Origin of the sequence: Sporosalibacterium faouarense, assembly GCF_016765695.1 — a bacterium.
GTDB lineage: Bacteria > Bacillota > Clostridia > Tissierellales > VENL01 > Sporosalibacterium > Sporosalibacterium faouarense.
In genome coordinates this window covers 254378-280128 of the sequence record NZ_JAETGO010000034.1, presented here as the reverse complement: position 1 = coordinate 280128, position 25751 = coordinate 254378, and the positions used below count along the sequence as shown (strand labels likewise).

The 25751-nt window shown below is 33.0% G+C and carries 23 protein-coding genes; 2 read left to right on the top strand and 21 right to left on the bottom strand.

What is annotated here, in order from left to right:
* The 7 genes from JMO20_RS06195 to JMO20_RS06165 all read right to left on the bottom strand — a co-directional run.
* Nucleotides 1–967 (bottom strand): hypothetical protein (locus JMO20_RS06195; protein WP_279380066.1); only part of this gene is annotated, 967 nt, incomplete at its 3' end.
* 107 nt (nucleotides 968–1074) lie between these two features.
* The gene (locus JMO20_RS06190; RefSeq protein WP_202708650.1) at nucleotides 1075–2055 is read right to left on the bottom strand and encodes an AraC family transcriptional regulator; all 981 of its coding nucleotides are present in this window, start codon (nucleotides 2053–2055) and stop codon (nucleotides 1075–1077) included.
* Between the two features lie 1770 nt (nucleotides 2056–3825).
* Nucleotides 3826–5742: a recombinase family protein gene (locus JMO20_RS06185; RefSeq protein WP_202708649.1), complete on the bottom strand. Its 1917-nt coding sequence runs from the start codon at nucleotides 5740–5742 to the stop codon at nucleotides 3826–3828.
* 195 nt (nucleotides 5743–5937) lie between these two features.
* Entirely contained in the window at nucleotides 5938–6081 is a 144-nt protein-coding gene (locus JMO20_RS06180; protein WP_202708648.1) for a hypothetical protein, read from the bottom strand.
* 20 nt (nucleotides 6082–6101) lie between these two features.
* The gene (locus JMO20_RS06175; protein WP_202708647.1) at nucleotides 6102–8357 is read right to left on the bottom strand and encodes an ATP-dependent DNA helicase; all 2256 of its coding nucleotides are present in this window, start codon (nucleotides 8355–8357) and stop codon (nucleotides 6102–6104) included.
* Between the two features lie 497 nt (nucleotides 8358–8854).
* A complete protein-coding gene (locus JMO20_RS06170; protein ID WP_202708646.1) occupies nucleotides 8855–9292 on the bottom strand; it encodes a sigma-70 family RNA polymerase sigma factor in 438 nt (145 codons plus the stop codon).
* 310 nt (nucleotides 9293–9602) lie between these two features.
* Entirely contained in the window at nucleotides 9603–10130 is a 528-nt protein-coding gene (locus JMO20_RS06165; protein WP_202708645.1) for a hypothetical protein, read from the bottom strand.
* Between the two features lie 162 nt (nucleotides 10131–10292).
* Between JMO20_RS06165 and JMO20_RS06160 the strand changes: the two genes are divergently transcribed.
* Together JMO20_RS06160 and JMO20_RS06155 are read left to right on the top strand one after the other, a co-directional pair.
* On the top strand, nucleotides 10293–10703 hold the full coding sequence (locus tag JMO20_RS06160) for a helix-turn-helix domain-containing protein (RefSeq protein ID WP_202708644.1): 411 nt from the start codon (nucleotides 10293–10295) through the stop codon (nucleotides 10701–10703).
* Between the two features lie 34 nt (nucleotides 10704–10737).
* On the top strand, nucleotides 10738–11244 hold the full coding sequence (locus tag JMO20_RS06155) for an ImmA/IrrE family metallo-endopeptidase (protein ID WP_202708643.1): 507 nt from the start codon (nucleotides 10738–10740) through the stop codon (nucleotides 11242–11244).
* Nucleotides 11245–11283: 39 nt separating this feature from the next.
* Here the strand turns inward: JMO20_RS06155 and JMO20_RS06150 are convergent, their stop codons facing one another.
* The 14 genes from JMO20_RS06150 to JMO20_RS06085 all read right to left on the bottom strand — a co-directional run bounded on the left by JMO20_RS06150 (nucleotide 11284) and on the right by JMO20_RS06085 (nucleotide 25651).
* A complete protein-coding gene (locus tag JMO20_RS06150; RefSeq protein WP_202708642.1) occupies nucleotides 11284–11829 on the bottom strand; it encodes a GIY-YIG nuclease family protein in 546 nt (181 codons plus the stop codon).
* Nucleotides 11830–11837: 8 nt separating this feature from the next.
* Nucleotides 11838–12320, bottom strand: coding sequence for a hypothetical protein (locus tag JMO20_RS06145; RefSeq protein WP_202708641.1), 483 nt, complete (start codon nucleotides 12318–12320; stop codon nucleotides 11838–11840).
* The gene (locus JMO20_RS06140; RefSeq protein ID WP_279380065.1) at nucleotides 12321–12908 is read right to left on the bottom strand and encodes a hypothetical protein; all 588 of its coding nucleotides are present in this window, start codon (nucleotides 12906–12908) and stop codon (nucleotides 12321–12323) included.
* Between the two features lie 32 nt (nucleotides 12909–12940).
* Nucleotides 12941–14146, bottom strand: coding sequence for a PDDEXK-like family protein (locus JMO20_RS06135; protein WP_202708640.1), 1206 nt, complete (start codon nucleotides 14144–14146; stop codon nucleotides 12941–12943).
* A 15-nt stretch (nucleotides 14147–14161) separates the two neighbouring features.
* Complete coding sequence (locus tag JMO20_RS06130; protein ID WP_202708639.1) at nucleotides 14162–14734, bottom strand: hypothetical protein; 573 nt, start codon at nucleotides 14732–14734, stop codon at nucleotides 14162–14164.
* Nucleotides 14735–14768: 34 nt separating this feature from the next.
* The gene (locus JMO20_RS06125) at nucleotides 14769–15470 is read right to left on the bottom strand and encodes a hypothetical protein (protein WP_202708638.1); all 702 of its coding nucleotides are present in this window, start codon (nucleotides 15468–15470) and stop codon (nucleotides 14769–14771) included.
* A 79-nt stretch (nucleotides 15471–15549) separates the two neighbouring features.
* Nucleotides 15550–16593: an ADP-ribosylglycohydrolase family protein gene (locus tag JMO20_RS06120; RefSeq protein WP_202708637.1), complete on the bottom strand. Its 1044-nt coding sequence runs from the start codon at nucleotides 16591–16593 to the stop codon at nucleotides 15550–15552.
* Between the two features lie 21 nt (nucleotides 16594–16614).
* Nucleotides 16615–17820 (bottom strand): McrC family protein, encoded by a 1206-nt coding sequence (locus tag JMO20_RS06115; RefSeq protein WP_243414658.1) that lies wholly within the window; start codon nucleotides 17818–17820, stop codon nucleotides 16615–16617.
* A 79-nt stretch (nucleotides 17821–17899) separates the two neighbouring features.
* Entirely contained in the window at nucleotides 17900–19561 is a 1662-nt protein-coding gene (locus JMO20_RS06110) for an AAA family ATPase (RefSeq protein ID WP_202708635.1), read from the bottom strand.
* 481 nt (nucleotides 19562–20042) lie between these two features.
* Nucleotides 20043–21362, bottom strand: coding sequence for an ISL3 family transposase (locus tag JMO20_RS06105; protein WP_341533986.1), 1320 nt, complete (start codon nucleotides 21360–21362; stop codon nucleotides 20043–20045).
* Complete coding sequence (locus JMO20_RS20005) at nucleotides 21352–21795, bottom strand: transposase family protein (RefSeq protein WP_341533985.1); 444 nt, start codon at nucleotides 21793–21795, stop codon at nucleotides 21352–21354. Before JMO20_RS20005 ends, JMO20_RS06105 begins: the two co-directional genes overlap by 11 nt.
* A 127-nt stretch (nucleotides 21796–21922) precedes the next feature.
* Nucleotides 21923–22687: an IS21-like element helper ATPase IstB gene (gene istB / locus JMO20_RS06100; RefSeq protein ID WP_202708634.1), complete on the bottom strand. Its 765-nt coding sequence runs from the start codon at nucleotides 22685–22687 to the stop codon at nucleotides 21923–21925.
* A gap of 2 nt (nucleotides 22688–22689) precedes the next feature.
* Complete coding sequence (gene istA / locus JMO20_RS06095) at nucleotides 22690–23904, bottom strand: IS21 family transposase (protein WP_202708633.1); 1215 nt, start codon at nucleotides 23902–23904, stop codon at nucleotides 22690–22692.
* A 703-nt stretch (nucleotides 23905–24607) separates the two neighbouring features.
* The gene (locus JMO20_RS06085; protein ID WP_202708631.1) at nucleotides 24608–25651 is read right to left on the bottom strand and encodes an NlpC/P60 family protein; all 1044 of its coding nucleotides are present in this window, start codon (nucleotides 25649–25651) and stop codon (nucleotides 24608–24610) included.
* Nucleotides 25652–25751: the final 100 nt, after the last annotated feature.

Sequence of the window (25751 nt, the reverse complement as noted above, 5' to 3'; positions counted from 1 at the left end):
CTTTGGTTGATCCTGTAGCTGTTCCCGGTGATACTGTGACATTTAATGCTGTTGCCGGTGTTGGTGTTACTAATGCTGGGTAGTCATTTACCACAGCTTCCCATGCGTTCCAGTCAGGATGTCCGGATCTATTTAAATTTAAGGTATCTACAAATGCTTGGGATTGCATTTCTGCTGTTGTTTTTGCAGTTGCAGTATAGTTGTTATTAAATCCAATACCTTCTGATGCTTGATCAGAATTATAATAGACATTAGTTATTGTTCCTCCAAAATAACGCCCTAAAAATCCTCCTACATATGCGCCAGAGCCACCTTTCACAGTTGCTGTTGTAAAGCTATTACTAATGGTTCCATAGTTATTCATTCCTACTAGCCCACCTACTACCACCTCTTGAGAAGAACCACCTTCCACATATCCAGTAGCGTAGCTATTACTTATGGTTCCATGATAATTTTCTCCTGCCAGACTTCCTATTTCCGCTGAAGCTTTGGAAGAAACTATACTTGCATTAACACCTGTATTTTTTATTTCCCCACGACTAATATATCCAAACAGTCCCAAACGTATGTATGTAGTTTCAGGAGTATCTGATGTTCCAATGTTTACATTACTAACAACATATCCTTTTCCATCAAAATGTCCTTTGAATTGATTTGTACCTATCCCTATCGGCGTCCACTCATGGGCAGATAAGTCAATGTCCTGTGTGAGTTCATAATAAACACTGTTATAAGCTGCATCTCCAGCATTTACCAATGATGCCAAACGCGCTAATTCCTCTGCGCTACTAATCTGATAGGGATCACCTTGTGTTCCGGAACCCCCTGCAAAACTACCTGCTACATTACCTACATCTTGCCAATTGCCTGTTGTTGCCGCCTCTGCTGTGTTTATTGGTATCATTGTAAAAATAATTGCCATAACTAGAAAATACGATGTGATTTTTTTGAATTTTGTTCTTTTCATTGACAATCCCCCTAAATAAATTTCTGTAATCTTAAGCCTTTGTTTCTGATTTTCTTATATTTAATTCATAATCATTACTTACTAGCCCATCTTCATTCAAATCCACTTTAAATCCTATATTCGCTAACAGTTTTTCCTGTCCAAGTCTTAAAAGCCCTCGTAAAGGAATTTGGTTCTTCATATCCCAGTAAAAATGCAACTTCTTTTGTTGAGATATTCGTATTTTTGAGATATTTTTTTGCAAATTCTTCTCTTACAATACTTAATTGCTCTTTAAATGTGGTGTTTTCTGCCGCTAACTTACGCTGCATGGTGCGTTTACTTACTCCAAGTTCATTAGTCAATCCTTCTATACTGGCTCCTCCTGTTGGAAGCATTTTTGCTAAATTTGTTTTCACTACATCAGCAAAACTATTAGTTTTTTCCAATTCTTCTAAGCACTGATCCAAACCTTTGAGATAAAAATTCCAAGCTCCTTGATTTTTTGTCAAAAATTCTTGCTCTAAATCTTCTTTTTCAAATCGAATGATGTTTTTATCACCTACTACTGGCTTTACTCCAAAAACGTCTTCATACGCCTTAGCTTGAATTTTTTCTGTACTTTGAACCAATAGTGGCTTTATATCTTCTCTTGTACCTATAGAAAGAATACGGTTCATAAAAATCATCTCAAAAGCTACCAATCCTAGAGGTAAATCTCTCCCTTCTTGATCCGATTTTATGATTAAATCTCCATAATCATCCTGCATATTGAGTTCAAATACCATAGGTGCTACCAATTTTTTATATTTTATAACCCGTTGTAAGCCTGATTTCCCATTATGACTTAAAAGTGCTACAATCAAAGCTGGACTAAACATTTCCGGCTGTATCGCCATTCCTGCTTGTAGTGGTATCATCATGTTTTCATCATAATCCGTCAAAGCATCCCACATACTATAATATTCATCCGTTGTGACCATAGGTTGTGAAAGGTCAAACAGATTATATGGTAATTTTGCTTGTGTTAAAAAGTCAGATAAATTAACACCTAAATCTTTTAACAATAATTTGTAATTTCCATCTAGTAAAAACTTTTTTGGACTCATCATATATCTTCATCACTATCCTTTCATAATTCACTTTAAAATTCCTTTTTATTGCTTATATCGTCACATTATGTTAATTTCCGAGTTATTTTAACACCATATTTATCTATGAAATCACATATTTATAATAACAAATATAGAGGCAGAACTCCACATCATAACGCGACACAATAACATCATTTAATGCCAATATGTCTATTGTCCGCTCTCTGCAGTTTCTTCATGATTCTTCTTGTTATTCTACTTGGGTCTACTCCCTCTGGTAATTCCATTACTCTTTGTATATAGCTTTTATGTAATATTTTATAAAACTATATTATAACCCCTATAGAAAGTTTTTCATCGGGGTAAATTTAAGATTAACTTTTTTTATTTGGGGAATAAAAAAGGCATTTACTGTTTTACTTTATAAAAAGCTCTAGATACAGCAGCACTGAATCTATATTGTGAATAGGTTGCTCCACCTACTGCATTCATTTTGAATAGATAGTGATATATTGTGTAAGCGATTCAAAACACATTTTATTCTTGCTATAAGTTAATTAATATGTTGTATTTATAATGAACGTTCTATATAGGAGGTTGTCTATGAAAAAATCACAGAAGAAAGAAGATATAATTAATACAGCTGAAAAATTATTTTATCAACATAGCTTTCATGCAATTGGTGTAAAAAATATATTGGATTAAGCAGGGGTAGCAACAATGACAATGTACTATCATTTCAAATCAAAATAAGATGTAATCAAAGAAGTATTAATTCAAAGAAGTATTAATTCAAAGAGAAAAACAATATTTTCAATCGTTGGAAACTAAAATCAACAGGTAAAATGGTATGGTATTAATCAGTACGTAGAGTATCTAATTAAAGCACATCTTGATTGGATAGAAACTGATGGCTTCAATGGTTGTTTATTCTTAAGAGCAAAGCAGGAATACGAAGGTGTAAACGAAGAAATTGCTTCACTAAGTAGAGAACATAAAAAAAGACTCTTAAACAAAATTGAAAATGATTTGAAGCTTCTTCATAGTTCCAAATCCTTTAGTGTGCAAATATCTATTATACTAGAGGGACTAACATCGATGGTTCAAATACTTGAGTTAGATAAGGTAAAAGATACTGCAATGGATTTATCGAAAAGTATTCAGGTTTCTAAATATAAATAGTATATATATAGAGAATAGTGTCGGAAAAAGTTTACATATTCTCTATATTTTTATATGTTTATTATAATGAACGTTATATACAAAGGAGTGACCAATATGAATGCAAAAAAATTGATAGCAGTTGGCTTGCTCATGATTGCCGTAACGTATGGTTTATCTCGGTTTAGTTATGGTCTAATGCTTCCATTTATTAACGAAACAATAAATATGGATCAATCCACCAGTGGCTTAATCTCGTCTTTATCTGTAATCCTCAATTGTTCAGCCATATCTTTTTTGGGTTAGCTTTTTTTCTTTTCTCAATCCGAAAATGAATTGAGCCATTTTTGAATAATTTTCATTGACCATTTAATCTCGACCTCCTTGCCTATATTCTGATAATAGTTCTTCCCAATCATATGAACAACCAACTTCGCTTGAATGATATCAATATAAATAACGTTATTGATATGATCATATCACTTACATGAATTTATTTTCATTAATCTCATTAAACTGTATATATTATAAAGAAAGAACGCCAGCTATAAAGCCAACATTCTCTCATCATTGCCCAGTCTTAAATTTACACCACACTGCGTAATATAGACATATCTGAACACTCTAATCAAAACACTGAGTAAACATGTCTACACACTCCATGTCCAATACAACCGAAACATCAATTTTATTTTTTAAAACCTTATTTCTGAAATCATCACCATTTATTGTGAAAGTAGTATATCGCGCAAAGTGCTGAAAACTGAGGATTTCTAAGTATCTTTCCTTTGCATTCCTATTACGCACTCCACATGCCTTGTTAGGGGCATAGGTACACGCTAGTTGCTTGTCGTCTGTTGCGTAAGTAGACAATTTGCCTGCTTCAATTATACCAGATGGATTGGCAATTTTCTCGTAGAATTCCTCATTAAATTTCATCCCTGCTTTGAACACAAAAGTGATCACATAAGGATTTGGATTTCCATCTTCATCTGTTGCTCCAATGACAACTTTTTCAATCAAACTGTCCATAATATCACGATCAAATTCAGTAATCTCCAAATCTTCAGCAAGGACTTTTCTAAACTCATTAATTCTTGTAGTAATTGACTCTTCTCCTTGAAGTGCTTCGTATCTTTCATTTCTTTCATCTCTTAGTGATTTTAATTCTTCTTCTATTGTATTAAATTTTCTATCGTATTCTACTTCAGTTATTTTATCATCTAATCTCATATCTAATAATGTCTGTGATTTAGTTTCCAGTTTCTTAATTTTTGATATTAGTTCATTGACTTCATCTCTAAGTTGACCTATATCAAGAGCTTCTTCAATATTTCCAAAGAATTCTTCAATGTCAGTCGCATTTAATTTTTGAATCTTGTTATACGCATTAACAAATGCATCTTCTAAAAAACTTTCATGAATGCCTTTTGAATGGCCACATTCTTTTTTTCCATGTTTAATTGCTTTTCCACATTGCCATGCCGGCTTTTCATGATCTGTTCCATGGTGCCAAATTCTTCGGATATAAGTTCCACCACAGAAACCGCAAGTACACATACTACTGAAAGCATGCTTTCTACTATATTCTCTAGAAGTATTTTTCTTACTATGCTTTTTGCTACGCATTCTAAGTATTTCTTGAGCACATTCGAACATTTCATCAGATATTATGGCTTCATGATTGTTCTCGACATAAAACTGCTCTTTTTCTCCCATGTTATCTAAACGTCTATGTGTAATTGGATCTACCGTGAATGTCTTTCCTTGAAGAAGATCACCTTTATATTTTTCATTTTTAATAATACCTCTAACAGTGCTCTCATGCCATTTTGTACTTCCTCGCCTTGTTTTATAGCCAAGGTTTGAAAGCTCTTTTGCAATCACAAAGCACCCTGAACCTTCAACATAACGTCTAAAAATATATCGGACAATTTCTGCTTCTTCTTCATTAATAGAAATAGTCTTAGTTTCTGAATCATAATCATAGCCCAAACAGCCATTATAACCAACCATCTCGCCACGCTTCATTTTCATTTTAAGTCCCATTGTCACATTGGCTGAAATAGATTCACTTTCCTGCTGTGCCAACGAACTTAGAATTACCAAAAGCATTTCGCCATTCATGGTCAATGTATTAATATTCTCTTTTTCAAACATGATGGCTACATTCTTTTCCTTTAATAAACGTACATATTTTAAAGTATCCAATGTATTCCTAGCGAATCTAGATATTGACTTTGTAATAATCATATCAATCTTGCCATCAAGGGCATCATTAATCATTCGTTGGAAATCCAAACGTTTATTAATCTGTGTACCGGATATTGCTTCATCTGCATAGATATCTACCAATTCCCATTCCGGTTTAGTTTCAACTAACTGTTTATAATGAAGTACTTGAGACTGATAGCTCAATTTTTGTTCATCTGAATCCGTACTAACCCTGCAATATGCTGCAACTCTTAGCTGGTTTTCAATAAAACTGTTTCTTTGTCTACGTGATTGTTTGCTTGCTTCAATAACTTTAACCTTTCCCATTGAAAGTCCTCCTTACATTAATCTAATCTATGTTTGATGCGATTTTACCATTAATCATAAATTAAGACCATGTTTCGCTTATTTTTTCCACATAACAAAAAAGCCTTCTCAGAATTAAACTTACTTTGAGAAGGCAAATCATTTTACATATTTACTTATTTCGGCAATCATCTAAGTATTTTTGTAAATATAGTTTTACTCCATTGCATAAATACCGATTTTATATTTCTTCTTAATAAATAACTTGATCTTGTCATACTCCATTGCAGTAATTAACTTCATATTTTTTAAATGATTAAGCATTGCCACTTGTTCACTAAATTTTAATCTATCGTCCATTGTCTTTCCTCCAGTTTATTCTATTCAAAATATGAGTTTTCTTTTTTCTCTCTTAAAAAGGTTCGAATATCTTCAATGCTCTCTGCTCTTCTGCATTCAGGTAGCGCATGTAAAACATCTTGATGATACCGACGATTATCGCTCGCTCTGGCATCTAATATAGAAATAACCCCAGTATCTGTTTCGCTCCGTATCAGTCTTCCTACTCCCTGTCGTAATTTTATTAGCATTTTAGGTATCAAAACCGATTTAAGGTATACATTCATATCCGGGTATAATGATTTTTCATAATCACTGATTGGATCTGGTATTGGAAACGGTAGCTTCACAATAATTAAATGGGACAAAACATCCCCTGGTATATTTACGCCTTCCCACATGCTTCCGGTTGCAAATAGAACAGCATTTTGACTTTTCTTGAATTCATCGATTGCTGTATTTCTCCCACGCTTCATTGCTATCAGCTGTCGATTTGGATGCACTTCCTTGATGTGCTCAAATATCAAACGCAATGGTTTATATGATGTGAATAAGACCAAGGCATGACCATTGGAAGCATCAATTAACCTTGATATCTCTTGTCCGACCTCGTGAATGTATGCTGCATCATCAGCATTGGGATAAGGGATCTTCTTTGAAATATAAAGCATGCAATTTTCTTTAAAATGGAACGGCGATGTTTTGGTAAGTTCATTTATTTTCCAATGACTAATTGGATTCATGCCAAGTTGATGCTTGATATAACTGAAATCTCCATCCACTGCTAAAGTTCCTGATGTTAGAATCATGGACCGCTTTGCCTTCCAAAGGTCTTCTCCTAACTGTTTGCTAATGACTTTTGGAATAGATGCCAGCATTCGTTGACCTTTGGCTTTAGGGTTTTCCATCCAATAGATATTTGTTTCTAATAAAAATGCTCTCAACCCATCCATCACTGTTTTAAGGTCAATAAGAAATTGCCTTTCTATATAATTCATCTTCTTACTGATTTCATGAATGGTGAATAGCATTTTCTTTAAAAACGTCATAGCTCTTAAAGTCATTGTTGTTGGGAATTTTTCTGTATCATCAGAAAATGCTTTTCTGGGGATTTGCTCCGTCAACGCATCAAAGAACATTTGGTTGAGTGCCATCACCTCACTCGTTAAATTCTTTAATTCTTTTTGACTCTTCTTCTTCGAATGTGTAGGCGATATCTTCTTCATCAAGTGATTAACCTCATGTTCATTAATGTTTGTTCCGTACATCTGATTTGCGGCATCCATCAACTTATGTGCTTCATCAATAATGATCGTTTGATAATCCGGTAATAATGATCTTCGACAATCTTTTCTTTTTAATATGTCTGCCAAATAATAGTTGTGGTTGCATATTTGAAAATGATAGGTGCTTTTCCTCGCTTGTTTCATAAACTGTTGAAAAGCACATGTCTTAAAATTGCTGCACTTCATGCACTTGCTACTTTTAACATTGATTTTTCGTTTATCATAACCACTGATATCTTCAGCATCAGCAAGATCGATGTTTCTATTTTGAATTAATTTTTGCAGACCTTTATATTCACTAAGACGTTTACGCTTGGGATCTAGTGATTGAAAATAATCCTTTAACCGATTTTCGCAAACATAGTTTTCTTTTCCCTTTCTAAGTACACAGGTGATTTGTGATGAGATTATGCCATTTTCCATCAGCATTTTAGAAATCTCCGGTATGTACTCTTTTATGATTGAGCATTGTAGTTCAATGCTTGATGTGGTTATCACAATTGGCATTTGCTTATAGAAACGACCCTTTTTCGAAAAAATACTATGGACGATAGCTGCAATTAGATAAGCATGGGTTTTACCAAGACCGACGGCAATATCACTCAAGGATATCTTCCGATCTTTCATGTTTTCATATATATGCTTTGATAACTCGACTTGCTCTTCTCGTACAACAAATCCATACTTGGGAAAGATATCCTTGAAGATAACATCAATCATCTCAGAGCCATCTGCCGCTCGTTTCATATCATAAAAAGATAAGACTTTAATTTTATTAATAACACCCTCGTAATCTTGCTCTGTCAATTCATGTCGTCTGTAAAATAAATACTTTTGATCACCTGTAACATAATTGACAACACGATAGGTGTAATTCTTTCCAGTAAAGTTCTGGACCAAGATGCAGTCTTTTATAATGAATACTCCTTTTGAATTTTCCGCTATCCACTTTTCACCGATTACTTTGTTTAGAATTTCTTTTGTATTTAAATTTTCATGTATATTATCCATCATTTCTCCTTTAGTTAAGTTTGTTTCACTTAACAGCACAAACCTAGAACCAAGTCAAAACAACTTCGTTGTACGTTTGTACTGTTAAGCGATTCTTTAAAATATAGTTAATAAATACTTTAGGCGGTCAATAGTCATTGACCTCATAGAAGCAACCCATGCCATTGGCTTCCAGGCAAAGGCTGTATTCTCCTGATCATCTGTCAGGCTGCCATCCATAGGATACTTAGGACTTGGCAGAAGTATCGTTCAAATTTCCCCTTGTGGATCATGGCGAATTATCTTAACCAATAGATAATTTAAAGCCGGATGTTGTCGCTCTGATATATCAGTCATGGCGCATCCTCTTATGTCGCTTTCCTTACGGTCACAAGGTAACGTACCTAAAATATTGAATATGAGTAAAATTAGATTTACTATTTTTCAAGGTTCAGAGGGGTAAAAAAATACCCTTCACTCTTAAGCCGAAAAATGAAGGGGGGTGTACCAAACTTTTTTTAGATTTTTAATTGTTTTCTTAATTTATCCAACACTTTTTTCTTACGATTATTAATTGTCATCAGTGGAATATCTGTTTCTTTTGAAAGTTGCCTCTGACTTTTCCCACAAAAAAACAGCTCTTGGATGAGCCATTTCTCTTCTTCATCTAGAGTTGAAATCGCTTCAAGAACTGTTTCCATAAGCATCTTATTCATGATTTCTGTTTCAATATCCGTATCCTTATCCGATAAGATTTCTTCTGCTGAGTAGTAACTGTATCCCATATCACTGAAATTAACAACGCCTTTTTTTAAGTCACGCTCTTCTAAGTACCGCTCTCTTCTATCCATACGATAGTAAACTTCATAGATTTCCTTCGTCGTTTCATAGTATTTGCCATCTACCGGAATAAAGTATCTCCTTGGTTCTTTGTTCTGATCATCTGATTGATTCATGTTCCATACCTCCTATTTTGTAATTAATGAATTGTTCTTTACAAAATAAAAAGTTACGGTCCACGAATTAAGACATAATAGGTATTCACCATTTTCCCCTCCTAAAAAAGGGCATAAAAAAAGGCCAGAAGTCGTTTTGACTTCTAGCCTAAAATTTGCCTATATTTATTTTTTAGCTGGAAAAAGATACTAAAAAACCCCTGCAAATGCAGAGGTCAATATATGCCTATTACTTCCAGCATACCCATTATACCCTATTGACAATACCACGTCAGTACCAAAGCAGTCTCTATTTAGTATCAATTCCGTCTCAATTATGTCTCATATTACTTATAAACTCCGGCAGTACGTATCCCCATAAAATAACGCCAAATAGCGAAATAGCTTTTTTCCTTTGTCTGAAATATGTTGATCGTGACAATTTCAGCATGTCCAGCAATTCATTTTCTGAATATTTTTTCTCAGAGAAATATGTAGTCTTTAGAATCTCATGATACCGTTCACCTTTACTCGGATAAGTTTTTAGTTTGAGCATTGCAGCATTAATTATGTCAATAATCACTTTACTTGCCTCTGCATCTTCTAATTGCTCATGCAAAAGCTTTGCTTTCAAATCTGAACCAAATTCTGTTATAACATCCAGTACCGCAACAGAAGCATCACCATATATTTCTTTGCATTCGCAAACAATATTGGTATAGCTATTTTTTATGCCCCACAAAACATCTGAATATATGTGGAGTAATAAATGAGCATCATGATATACCTTCTCATCAAATTCATCATAAACCTTAAAAGAGTTCATTAATCTTTCAAGGCCGTTTGTCGCCTTTCCCATATATGCCTCACCTCATTTTGTTGATTTTATTGACTTTACAAACAATTTTGTGTTATCATTTATATACGAACATTTGTTCTGTGTGTTAATTATACATGAACTAAATGTTCATGTCAATACTTGTTAAATGATAACTGAAAATATTAGAAGAGGTGTGTACTTATGACATTAGGAAGTAAGATTAAACTTCTCCGAAACGAACGTAACATGACCCAGCCTGATCTTGCCACTGAATTAGGCGTTACAGTTCGTACTGTTGCTTATTATGAAAATGATGAAAGGCAACCAAAAAAAACAACGATAATAAAACTCTGTAAAATATTCGATGTTTCAACAGATTATCTGTTATCGGACAACGAATCGTTCTTGATTGATGCCGCAGAAAAATACGGATATAGGGGTAAAAAAAAGGCTGAATCATTTATTAATGAAACAGCTCTGCTCTTTGCTGGAGGAGAATTAAGCGAAGAAGATCAAGATAAAGTTTTTAAGGCCATCACCGAGATATATTGGCGATCAAAAGAAAAAAACAAAAAATATACTCCGAAAAAATATCGAGATACGAAAGAGTGATTTACTAGGAATCTCTCTAAGGGGGAGGAATGTTTTGAACGATTACATTATTAACCGCTCAACTAGACTCATTAAGAAATATAAGACCAGAAACCCTTTTGAAATAGCTGCCTGCATAAATGTTGATGTTTTGTTTATGGATCTTGGCAAACTGAAAGGATTCTATAAAAGAGATGGACATAATCGGTTTATCATAATTAATGACCAGATTTGTGAACCATTGCAAAAAATTGTTTGTGCTCATGAATTAGGGCACGATCAACTACATAGGCATTTAGCTAAAAGTCATACTTTGCAAGAATTCGTTGTCTATGATATGAAAAGCAAACCAGAGTATGAAGCAAACATTTTTGCTGCCGAAATCTTATTACCGGATCATGATATAATATCGCTGCTTCAGCTAGGCTATAATTTTTATGAAACAGCAAGCCTACTTGAAACAGATACACATTTATTAGCTATTAAACTTATGATTATGAACAGTGCTGGTCTTCAATTCAATATTCCGGTGGATTTGAAAAGTGATTTTTTAGCAATGTAAATTGATGATTTCACTTCGACTAACCACACATTCAGACAATCATATTGAGCATCTTAATTTGCTTAAATATTGTCTGAATTTTTTGTTTGTTTCGTTTTTATTCTTTGCAAGGTTCAGAGGTGGATTAAAAGCTTGAATCAACATAGATTCAATTAACTCAACATTCTCAAGCCCCGTACAATAATGCATCATTAGATTTGCTTTCATCCATCGACTCAACTCTTGCTCACTGTCATTATCGAATCTGTATTTTATTGATTTAGATTCATTTCTGCTATGAACTTTTTCGTATCCAAATAAAACGCCTAAGCTTTTTCTAAGCGTTGAATTCCTTGCAGTTCCATTAAAGTGATTTCTATAATCACGTTTTCTTAACCCTCTACCACCTGACAATCCAACATAAAGCACTTCACGCTCATTAAATCTATTAAAAAATACATCTCTCATTTGCTCTGGTAACTGACTAATATTCTTAACACTTATCAAATAAACACCTTTGTCATCAGGAATCAATTCAGCCTTATCCTTAGAAGGATCAAAAATATTTATTTTAAATTCTGATATACAGCATTCGATTTTGTCCATTAAAATCATCACCTATTTTTATAATTGCTATGGGTAACGGTAAATACATTTGCTCTACACTCGTACTGATTTAGTGTCTTATATTGATTGATAATGTGAGACTCATTAAATACAGTTAAAGCAATGCTATACTCAATTCTTGTAGTTCTAACAAGCTCATAAAGTGTTTGTAAATCCTCCGAGGTAAAGGCTTCATATAACTCAAGATCATTCAAATTATCAACCTTACAAAATTCTCTTGCCGCTTTTATAACAGCTTCATCTTTAATCACATGGACACCTATCAACAACATGGCATCATCTAACATATTATCAATAGTTGGAATCCATCTAATGAATTCGGATTCATTCCCTTCTTCAAATAAATCCAGATTCTTTAATATCCACGCCGGCCTGCTATTTTCAGACAAGAATACTGCATGACTCGGGATTATACCACCACCATATCGATGATCGTGTCCAATTAAAATTTGTGCTGTGAATGTACCCATTTATTCTTCCTCCTCAACTATGTTAATTCCACCACCAAAATACCAGTGATTTGTTTCAATAAACCCAATAAATTTTTCATAGAATTGATCTTCAGTTACAATTTTAGGAAGTGTAATACAACCATTAATCTCAATTTCATAGTAGTCTTCAAAATTATCCTTTTTATGATATAGAACCCCATGTAATCTTTCGAATGCATCCATGTATTTTTCTACTCGTTTCTTATCTTCCATGATTGAGCTTTTAATACGTGAAAGATTCATGTTATCCTGCAAATCAGCAATTTTGACTCGACATGCTGTTTCATTTGTACTTATCCTATCAATAAATGTACTATAATCTTCTTCCTCTTTTTTCGTCAATAAATCTAAGATTACTAAAACTTCCTCTGAAAAGCCTTCTTCTCTCAACTCATTTAATGATATATTCGTATCTTCAATAACATCATGTAAGATAGCACATGTTTTTTCTAAATCTGAATTACAGCTTTGCATAACTCTTAACGGATGTAATATATAGGGTTGACCACCCTTATCTAGTTGCCCATTATGGGCTTTAGTCGCTATAAGTATTGCTTTTTCTAGCATTAGCATCCCTCCTTAAAGTTTTTTCTAATTTGTTATCTATCTAATAATTCAATTACTTTGTCAGCACACTTAGTAGTAAACTCTTCCAAATCTCTTTCATCAAAAAGCTGTAAATAAGGATCATTCGCCCCTTTAAAATCTGGGCTAAGCGCATCATTATCTTCTGGCGCATATTCCCAATAAGCCCACCAATTATCAATATACGGTTCAACACCTAGAATTTTTGTAATTTCATCTTCTGTTAATGCCTGCTTTCTAGAATTTCCGTCTACTGGACAACAGTAGCCTACAAATATATGATTATCAATTTCAATACGAACCCAAATATCTACATTAGGTTTTACTTTTGATTTATACTCATAGCTAATTCCGGGATAGGTTGAATACTTATATTTATAGAAATCATTGCACTTCTTATATTCGTTATAGGCGTAATCATATTCATTTTCCAGCTTAGTTCTACCGATTTTCTCTTCGATCTTAGCAAACATTTTCTTCATTTGGCTCAATCTAGCCTGGTCAACACAATTTTGAATAGCTATGGCACTCTTCATATTTTCTGGTGTTTTCATAAGTACATCTAATATTTCCATTTCTTTTTCATCCTCCATCTGATTTGTAAATTTACGAATAATCATCATAAATTGTAATAACACTTCACGGATTTGAGCTATTTTGATCGTCTCTGTTTGAGAGACGCAGCTTTCAAGCCAATTTAAAATATCCTCGGAAAAAGAAATACAAGAGATTTCTAAGTAGCCGTCCTCAGACTTAGTTAACCCATTTGCACTATACTCACTTGGATACTCTCCAAATCTAGTCAGATAATAAACAGTAGAATTCTTAGCAACTTTTGAATAGTCAAAGCATTGGTTTACTTGTTCACCCGCAAATATTTTAACCTCTATAGGAATAAAATAATTTATTGTTTGAATAGCCAGATCAATGCGCCTATTATTATCAATTCTATATTCTCGAAATACCTTTGCAGTTTTTAACTCTGTTTCAGGCATTTCAATTCTAAGAACATCTTTGATAAATGCTTTTAAATACTTATGGCCCTGAAAATGAGTACCTTCAGGCGAAAGAATTTCGTGTAATACCCTGCAGATAATAACTTCATCTGACCAAATATTAGTTATTTCAAATATGTTGAAATAACCGCCGGTCTTTTGGCTTATTAATTCATATTTTTTCGATATTGATGATAATTCCTGTAATAATAATTCTACATTCATTACATAATCTCCTTATCATTCATACTTTCTCCCGGAAATCTTTCGAATAATTTCACAAAAGCGTTCCCACCCATCGGGATACATATTACTTCCATGCTTCTTAATATTTCGTCCTTTTCTCACGATTTCAATACTCCACTGGGTTCCATCAAGAATATGTGGATCTACATATTCAGACTTCCAATTCAATAAATCAATAAGTTTAAGCTCTTCAATCAGCTTATCAGCAGTTGTATTCCGAAACACTTTTCTATAAGATTCTTCATTTCCTCCACCAAAATGCTTCCATGTCAATTCTCTACTTTTTAAATTGATTTCTACTTCATAATAACCGCCAAAATATCCACCAACTGAAGCTATAAGCAATTCCATTTGGTTATATGCATAATCAATTGCCTGTTGTTTATCCCACTCATGTTCACAATCTTTACAATAATACTCAGGATCACTATCCGTTATACAGCAACCTCCCAGGTTTATTTCACCTGCTTCAGCCTTTAGAAAGGCTTCATGTGTTGGCATTCCATATAAAATGCCAAGAACATTAGTCGAACCACAATTGGGACATTTTTTATAGTTGATTGCCATTCCCCTTCCCCCTTTGCAAAGTTCTAATTAACAACTATTTTGAAACTTTCAACTTCTTCCATACTAAATCAATATAGTTTTGGGCTGTACGAGGATTAATGAATTCTGAACCGTGCATAAATAATTCCCGATATTGCCCCATATCCTTTTTATTTAACAGTTGCTGGATATAACTTAATCTAAGTCTTTGGTTTGTGCATAACAAAAACTGGTCATCCTCAGATATTAAGGTATCCAAATCTGATCTCAGCTTTTCTTCAGTTTCTTTGCGTCTTTCAAGCACGTCATCAATGACACTTTCATATGAATCGATCAAATCTAAATATTTTTCTTTTCCCAGTAACAATCCTTCATCAAAATGCCAATAATCACTTTCAAAAAAGCCAACTTTTTGCCCTTGGTATAATGCAAAGTAAGTTATTTGAATAGGTCTAGAAAAATCAATATCATCTATTTGAGTATTGTAAATATCTATTTCATCTGTCAGTACTTCAAGTAAGTCATCATCTAATCTGCTAATCTCTTCATCCGTTATTTTAAAGATATCAGGATCATAAAATGCCTTGTTGTAAAACACGGTTGTAATATCATGGGATTTAATGAACCGGAGAAATTCTTCAACATTACTATTCTTAAGTACAATTAGTGTTTCTAGTTGAGAATCTAAAGTATCCACTTCAAAAGCATCAATATCATTTTCAGCTAACTTATCAATCACAATCTTCTCTGAAATCACCTTATCCTTCACTCCTCTCTTGGGTTAGATGATTAAATGAATTTACTTGAGCATAAATATCAATAATGCTCTGGATTTATCAATACCCAGGATACTTTTTCCACCAACTATCACTGTCTTGATATCCTAACAATAAGTCGTTCGCCAATTCGATAATTTCTTCAAAAAGCTCGACTGACTCAAGCCATTCTTGTGGAATATTTTGAATGCCAAGTAATACACCAAGGATGTTTCCAGTTATCGAACCTGTGCTATCGCTATCGCCATCATGGTTTACTGAAGCTATAAGCGCTTTTCTAAAATCAGTTTCATATCTTAAAGCACAAAATACACTAATACCTAATGCTTCTTCAGCAATCCAACCTTCTCCGATTTCTAATATAGCTTTATATTCCGGTATATCAGCTCCAGATAAATCTAAAGCCTGCCTAAGTTTTTCTGTGCATTCCATACCGCTATTTTCCGAACTCAGTTTTTCAATCGCATTAAGTACAGCTTCTCGTAATCCTGTTCCACCAACTATCTCAGCAATAATATAGGCTAATGCTCCGGCCGTTATATAACCGGTTGGATGCCCATGTGTCAGTGCTGCTGATTCCTTTGCAATCTCATAGGCACTATTCTTTTCCAGAAATAATCCAAACGGTGCTGATCGCATAACAGCACCACAGCCTTTGCTGTTATTAATTGGATTTTGCAGAGTTCCTTTATCATCGCTTAAAAGAGCAGTGATACATGAATTTCCAGGTGCTCTCCTTGCGTACAGCTCATTTCTATTCATTAACCACCCGTCATAGATCCAGTCTAAAGACTCTTTCTTCGGATATCCTTGCGTTGTTAACCAACGCTGGTATGCAAAATATATAACCGTAGGCGCATGACAGATTCCTTTATTTCTTAATCTTGATTCAGCACGAAGAATACCTTCCGCAGTAAACATCGTCATTTGAGTATCATCCGTTATTTCTGCCTTACCACAATCTGAATGGACAATCTCAATAACTCCTTTATCACCGAACTTTTTCTTTATTTCATCAAGTTTAAGGAATTCGACAGGCCAACCTAAAGTATCTCCAATAGCTCCACCGATAAGGCATCCTTCAAAACGACTTTTCTTTTCCATGTTTCATCACCACCGATCTATTTAACTAATTTCTATAGGCGCTTCATATCCTTCATTACAATAGCCTAAAGTACTTGCCAAGTCTCTGGCTAACTGGCTTGGTTCATTTTCCAAATCAACCTGAATAAGCTTTATAGACACCACTCGGTCATAGTTTTGTATTTCAAATTCTTGAATTAGGATTTCACATTGCTCATCTGTCAATAATTGGGGATATATCAGAGCTATATTGTCACATTCATATCTGACGCTATAAGCAAGCATCTGATAGATATCAGCCTGAGAAACACTTAGTTCTTTTCCATCGTAAAGCACCTCTTTATACTTAGCATCAACAACATATTTCACCCGACTACCACTGACAAAAGTAATATCTGGTCTGAGCTGTAAGTAATTATTATCTTCGCTGTGCGCTAAATACTTGATTGGACTTTGATACTTTACCTCAAAATCTCTAACCAAATGCTTCTTTAACACTTTATATAAATACAGTTCAAATAACTGATTCACCGGCACTAAAAAGCTAAAGGTATATTCATCACCTGCATTTAAGTTTGGGCTTGAATTATAATAAAACAACTTGGCCATATTAAAAGCAGGTGCATACTTCGAATTATGCCTAGTGAACTTTACATTTTTCCAAATCTCATTATTAAGAGCCATCTCTTCTACATCTTCAAGCCAAAGCAGAGATTGTTTTAACTTGATTTTGTTACGCTTTGAATTCGTTCTTGATATCAAGTTTTGAATGACTGATTTGAAAACTCTATTCAGTAATATATTTTCACTGAACTGGTCATACCTTACATAATGAAGGTGCTTTTTAAAGCTGTTTTTCTTTACTGTTTCTACAAAATCTACTTTGCCTTTAATGAACGTCTGGTTTTCTAAATGATGATTATACCCACGGTTAATATCTCTTTTGAACTGTAACAATAATTCGTCTACAAATAAGCTAATAAATAACTCTAGCAAATCACCATTATACTTATCCATGCTTTGTGGTGTTGGTATATTTTTTACACCTTCAAAGCCTGAATAAGAAAGTAATCTCATCAATACCTTAAAAGATTTTTCAAACCCATCCTCGCTGGTCATCCATTTTGATATTTTAGGATAAATCAATAACCTTGTCTTATTCATTTGAATAAATCCGACATGATGTCTAACCAACAACTTACCATCTGCCTGAAGAACAACATTGTTTTCACCAATAACATTCTTCATAAGCAAAATGTCTTTAATACTCTGATCCGTCAGATTAACCTTTGTTTGTCGATCTTCAAATATCCGAATAATTTTTGTTTCATCCATTATCTTTCACCCTATAAATATCGATAATTTTTTCTTCAAATTCAGAAAGTTCATCATCCTTTTTATGTAGCGAAAGGTATTTAACATTACCATATTGGTCATAAAAACTCTTACCTACAATTGACTTAAGGGTTTCAGTATCATTATAGAAATATTCCCCAAGCAATGGCAGAATCTTGTAATACCATGTTTGATATAAATTGCTTAACGATTCAATTCCCATAAAATAGGCATGTCCAATTCTATGGTCACGATCATATTTATCCATGACTTTTTCATTGATGGCATCTAATAACTTCGTCAAATCAACTGTGTCATTGATAATTGGATTATCATATTGCGTCAGAACTCCTGAATTCGGTTCAATTTCAACGAATGTAAAACGTCTTCTTAATGCCGTATCTATTGCTGCTATTGATCTATCTGCTGTGTTCATTGTCCCTATAATAAACAAGTTGCTTGGTACAGAGAATTCTTTTTTTGAGTAAGGCAGCAAGCTCTTTAGCTTCCCTCTTTTGTCTTGTTCAACGAGCGTAATTAATTCACCAAAGATTTTGGCAATATTACCTCTATTGATTTCATCAATAATCATGTAGTAAGGCTTAATTTCTCGTTTGTCCTCATGACTTTGTTTCACCAAACTGTTTTGAGTAACCATTTCAATAACATCGGAAATACTAATACGTGATAACTCATATATCGTTTTCAATGTCAAGTTCTTAAATCCGTTGTACTTATGGATGTTTATGGGATAACTAAGCTCTGTAAACCACTCGACACTTCTTCTATGTTTATAACTATATTTTGTATCATATCTATAATCAGCTTTAATCACACCAATCATTCGAATAGTCTGTTGGCTGTCATAAACAAGAACAATATCACCAACCGTCATATCATTTACGAAAGAATTTACTGAATTTGCATTCTGAGTCGGCTTATTTCCAAAATCGCTTTCATCTCCAAGTTCAGCTAAAATATCATCATAAGTCATATTACTAAGATCAAGTTGATCCAACCAGTTGATTGCAATATCACCGCTTTTAATACATTCATTAAAAACATCGTCTGATTTTCTTTCTCCTAATGATACTTTCCATATATTACTTTCAGAATGAATCATGTCCACATACTCAGCATTATTCTGCCTCTTTATCAACTCTTTCTCTGCATTTATGCACAGTTCCTTAAACAGACCATTTTCTAACTTGTAACCCACTTTTCCTGAATCATCATCATTCAGAACCGGTCTGATACCTTCAATGAATTCCTCATAGGAATATGATTGATGAAAAGTAATGGTCTTGACCCTATTTTCTACTTCCGCCACCTTATAGCTTCCACCTGTCTTAAAATACTTATTTTCAAAATGGTCTATAATCTTTCTGGTTGCGTATGTTTTACCAGTTCCTGGAGGTCCATATAAAATGAGATTGGGATTAAAATTAAGGAGTCCTGCAAACATTTGATATTGTTCATTATCATCTTCAAAAACTTCTTCATCGTGGGGGGCATTATTCGGTTTTATGTCAGAATTTCCCGTCTTTGCACTTGCTGACCGTTTTCTACCAACCAGAAGATTATCATATAACCGAATTGCACTTGAAACTTTATAATAGCCATTACTTTCAAGCTCTTCAATCAGTGTAATCAAAAACTTACGTTTCTGAGAAGCTTGATCTTCTAAGGCATAGTCGCTCAGCTCTCTAATTGTATATTTTCCGTCATCAGCGTTTCTTTCTTCATAAAGTTTATTGAACGCTTCATATACTTTAAACTGGCCTTTCTCAAAACGATCAATGCTAGTAATCTTCATCTGTTCAAGATTATCAATCGTTACTCTAATATCCCCTTCTTTGTAATTAACACTGGCTTCCTCCAAAGCAATATATATATTGACACCACTGGATTTGAAGTCAATGTCTTCAGGATTTGGTGGACAATCATCCGTTGTTTTTATCGGGATAAACCCTAGCCCTTTAACACTCTTTGTCACTTTATTGACTAGATTCAGATCATGAATAAAATACTTATATCTTGTAAAATCATTGGTTACACTAACATCTTCATATTTCTTCACTTCATCAATGTTAATGGTAAAATAAATCCGGTTCTTTCCAAAGTTAGTTGATTATTTAATTATTTTCTAGGCTCAACACCCTGTCTTTTAAAGTTTGGAAGCTACATCTACCATACATTATTCTTTTAATAAACTTTATTTTGTTTATTTTTCCTTCGGCTAAACCGTTACTATATTTATATAAAATAGCATTGTTGACTGCATCAATATCCCTTGTGATCCCTTTTATAAAGCTATTTAATTCTCTAATATTTAGTGTTTTGCATTTCTGAATCCAATGCTTTAGCTGAGTATTATCTTTGCCAAATAATATTTGCTTAAATTTTTCTAAAGTATCAAAGACTAATTTAAGATTCTCATACTTTTTTAATAATTTGTCTAATTGCGTAGCTGTAATATTTTCAACTTTTTCTAAAGGTCTATACAGTAAACTAATTAAGTCCTTTCTATGAACGTAATCTATATTTATTATTTCATTATCTTCCATAATCTCATTTCTAAGAGTTGTAATAAACTTTCTTATAAGGGAGTCACTACCTTTATACCCTTGCTTTTTTATATTTATATAAATTTCATTAGAATTTTCCCCAGATATATGCATTTGTTTTATTATTTCTTTATAATTATCAAGAATACTTTGCCTTTTTAATCCTTTAGACCCATGTTCCCAGCAACCATTAAATTCTAAATATTTTTTAACTGTTTTTCTATCTAAGGACATTTCTTCAGCTATTTTTCTTATGGATGTTCCTTTATCTTTTAATTCTTTAGCTTTATTAATTAAACCTTGTTTTCTATTAACTGTATCCATTTCTTTTGCCTTAGCATTTGTGACTTTATCATATTTTTGTTTGTCTTCATATGGTATTTTAAAATAGGTTATTACCGTTTTATTGCCTATACCTAGTATTTTGCATATATCATTAATTGTGTATTTTAAGCTACGTAACTGTTTAACTCTGCATATCAAATCCCACTTTGTATCATATTTATATTTTTCTTTTAATACCAGGATTTCTTCTGGTTTAATAGTTTCCAATTTCTCAACTTCTACTTTTTTATTGAAATTTCTTTTAATAAGTTGTTTAAAGTAATCCGTTAGATTTTTAAGTATATGAAATCTATCATTAATTTGTATTGCTCCTGGATGAGCATCTTCTACTGCTTTTTTATATACAATAGAACCATCTCTTGATACCAATTCTATATTTGGAAATGTTTCTAGCCAATTCTTAACATCTTCATAATCCCTAGACTCTAATATATCTACAATCTTTCTGCTTTCAATATCTATCATAACTGTTCCATATTTAGCCCTTTTTTTTATTGCAAAATCGTCTATGCAAACCTTTCTAATTTTGGCTTTATTTAGCACTTGGTTTTGTTTTTTTTAGAATATTACATACTGTACTTTTTCCTATAGTTACAATATTTTTTCTTAATAATTTAGATGCTGATATGGAACTCATATTTTGTGATAAATTAATTATTTCATCTTCAAGTCTTTTTGTCCTCTTGGCTCTATCCCTTATGAAATCAAACTTTTCTGAAAATGTTCTTTTATGACAGTTTTTATTATCACAGAAAAACTTTCTATTATTTAAAATAATAATTGACTTTCTACCTATAATCGGTAGGTCTTGAAAGCTTCTCTCATATCTAGAATGTACTCGTTTTGAAAGCGAATTACAGTCAGGGCAATAACACTTATCTCTGTTTGATTTTACATAAATATATATAGTTTCATCTTCTATTTTATGGTTAATATATTTTAAATTTTTATCTAATAATTTTATTAGCTCATCCACTATAGTTCCTCCCAAAGTAAATAATATAACTATATCATATAACAGCAAGGCTACTACATCAACTAACTTTGGAAAGAACCCTAAAAGTGCACAAAAATTATAATCTCAAAGTGCACAATTATTATAATTAGTTATTATTCTTCTTTGCTTCCATAAGCTCTACTTTTCCCTTTAATCTATAGGAAGGTCCTGTTATTTTAATGATAGAGGAGTGATGGATTAATCTATCAAGTATTGCGTTAGCAAGGGTTATATCTGAAAATACTTCACCCCATTTACTAAAGGGTTGATTAGTGGTTATTATAGTAGAATTCTTTTCATATCGCTTATTTATTAGCTGAAATAAGAGATTTGCTCCTTGCTTATCAATTGGTAGATATCCGATTTCATCAATAATTAAAAGCTTATATTTAGAATAATGTTTTAGTTTAGCTTCTAGTCGATTTTCAGCGTAAGCTTTATTGAGTTGCATAATAAGATCATGACAAGATATAAAGTAGGTAATATATCTTTTCTTAGCTGCAGCTATACCAAGAGCTACAGCTAAGTGAGTTTTTTCAACCCCAGAAGAACCAAAGAATAAAACATTTTCCTTATTTTCTAGGAATCTTAAGCTCGCAAGATCTAGGAGTTGAGTTTTATTTATTGAAGGTTGAAAATCGAAATCAAAATCCTTTAATGTCTTTTCAAAGGGAAATGCAGATACTGCTATTTGAATCTTTGAAGCCCTTTCATTTCTAAATTCTAATTCCTTTTCAGTTAGCTCTAAGAGAGCATCAGTAAAGGGAATTTGTTTTTTAGCTATTTCTTCTAAAAAGTTAGGTAAGAAGCTTCTAAACTTCTCTAATTTAAGTGTTTCTAAATTATTAAGTAATTTAGCATATGAACTCATAATTAGTCCTCCAAAAATATATCCATATTTCTTAAAGTCTCTTCTATAAAGGATTCTATATTCTCATCAGAATAATGTTTAAAGGCATCAGAAAGAAGTATTTCCTTTGCATGCTCTTTTTTATAGTGAAGAATTTTATCTGACATCTTGTGACAAGCTATTAAATCTTCTGTATAATAAATATATATTTCAGAATCTATTTCTGAAACTGTTAGGTATAAACCTATATATCTTGTGGGAACTGAGTATTTTTTTCCCTTATACTTGATCATGGATTCATTAGAGACCTTATATTCCTTTTCGTGGTGGAAATATGATATAAGGACATCCATTGCTGGTAAGGGGTTTAAATACTCTTTTTCCTTTTCAAATCTTTCATAGGGAATTTCTCCTGTAGCTTGTGATACTTCATAGTTTATTTCCTCATTAAATGCAATAACAATAGATTCTAGTTCCTCAAATGTATTAAATTCTCCGTTATAAGGGGTAATACGGTTTACTAATTTTGCAAGGGTTTCTACTTTACCCTTTGTTTCTGATCTATAGGGTCTACAAGTAATGACCTCAAATCCAGCATCCATAGAAAAATGTTTGAACTTATTATTAATAGCTATATTTTTAAAAGTTGTATTTTTTCTATCCACTACCGTGGACATGTTATCAAAGAGTATCTCCTTCGGAATACCCTCAAAGTATCTAAAACCTTCAAACAAACATTCAAATAGAGTTTCCTGAGTCCTATTTGTAGTTAGCTTTAAATATTTAAGTCTTGAATATCCTAAGACCATTAAAAATATATTCACTTCAAATATTTCACCAAGCTTACTGACCATCTTTATACTTTCTTTCCAGTCTACCTGAGCTTGAAGTCCAGGACTTGTATCAAATCTGATTGTAGCCTTCTTTATTTCAGATTTCTTATGATTCTTAACAAAGTTATTTACGGTCTGATAACCTCCTTCATAACCTTTCTTTTCTATGAATTTAAATACTGCCATTGAATTTGAACCATAATTATCTACTTTATCTATTACTACTTCTTTAAACCCATCTAACTTGCTTTTTACTTCTCTAGATTTTCTAGAACTGTCTACCTCCTTTAAATATTTATCTACTGTTCTTCTGTTACAATTAAATCTTCTAGCTAATTCACTTTTGTTCAATAATACTGTGTCCTCCTTTAGCAATTTTATTTGATTTGCTACATCTTTTCGCATAATATTTCTCCTAAGTTGTTTTTGAAATATTATACTAAAAAACTACACAAATCTGTGCACTTTGAGATTATAATTTTTGTGTATTTTCATTATATAATTTACACTTATAGAGTACTGCACTGGACTCTGCTCCCTTAGTTGAGGCAGAAAATAACCATTTGTTTCTTTTACATTCTTAAGTAGAATTGGGAATTCTGTGGTATTCCAGAAAGGACAAAGGCTAGTGCAAGTGTATATTCCCCTAGTAGAAACAGCAAAGGGCCTAAATCCCTACAATTATCTAGAATATATATTAACACGACTACCTGGATCAAATTTCAAGACAAATCCAAATACACTGGTCTTAATGCTTCCATGAGATTCATTAGTTTTGCCATCCATCTATTAGTCGAGTAGATAAGGGAAGTTTCACCCCAAACCTCTCACAGAGCCGCACGTGACATTCTCCTGTCATACAGTTCTTATCAACCTATCGTCAGTGCAATCCCCTTTTCCCAGTGATAGAAAAATGAAGGGTTGCTTTTAGCCCATCGACCAAGAAATATCCATGACTTCCCCATGAATTTTCCTTTACCTTTATATTTTCGATGAACAATTTTCACAAGTGACTTATTAATATAATCAAGGCTCTTTCTCGCTTCAAAAATAATTTTAAATATAGATTTGCTAAGGTTAGATTTTATCCTCTTACATTATACATATCCTATTTGATAATTCGTAGACCTCCATATTGTCTAGGCCCCCAGTAATATGGGTCATTTAAATTATCTATAGATACTGTTTTACCTGTAGATGGAGAATGAATAAATTCGTCATCTCCAATATAAATACTCCCATGAGATGGTCCCGGTTTATACCCTTCAAAAAATACTAAATCACCAGGTTGTAGCTCTTCTCTTGTAATTGGGTCTCCAAAGTTATAGATATCTGAAGAAACCCGTGGAATGTCAATATCATTTTGTTGAAAAACATACCAAATAAATCCTGAGGAATCAAATCCAGAAGGTGAAACTCCTCCCCAACGATATGGTACTCCTTGGAACTTCAGAGCTGTATTTACAATGTTTTCACGTTTCTCCTCCTCTTGTACCCTTACCGTATTTTCTAAATCTTCCCTCGCTTCTTCTATAGTACTTCTCTCATCTTTATCAATCATTTTAACAACCATTATAGAAGCTTCAGCCCTTGTTAAACCTTCACTTCCTTTAAATTCTCCATCAGGATATCCAGAAACCAAACCCTTTACATAAGCTTTTAGAACATACTCTACATATTCTTCAGGGATCCTAGCATAATCCTCTATGTACCTAACATAACCCTTCAAATCCTCTGCGTACTCCTCATCTAAAGCACTTACTAATACTTTGGTTGCCTCTAAGCGGTCAATTTCATTGCTTAATTCAGCACTCCTAAACTCATTTTTATCTATAATCCCTATAGACTGTGCTTCTCTTATGTAATTCATAGCCCAATGCTCATCAATTGCAACTTCTTGTTTGCTCCCTAAAGTATTTAATACAAGCACTATAAACTCTGCTTTCGTAATCCTTCTATCTGGCCTAAATTCCCCATCGCCATCCCCATTAATGCTTCCCATTTCTATGAGCTTAGATACATAACTGGCAAACCAAGCTGACTCTGGAACATCTGAAAATCTTATATTCTCTTTTTCAAGGGCGAACCCATTTATGCTGCTTATATATATGAGCATTGTTATCAAACAAATGCTTAGAACTGTTTTTCTCATCATACTTGCTCCTTCGTAAGATTTGAATAATCTTTTAGTGCTACAATCATACTATCTTAGAACTAATTTCAATATCATGCTTCTTATACATCAATTTCCT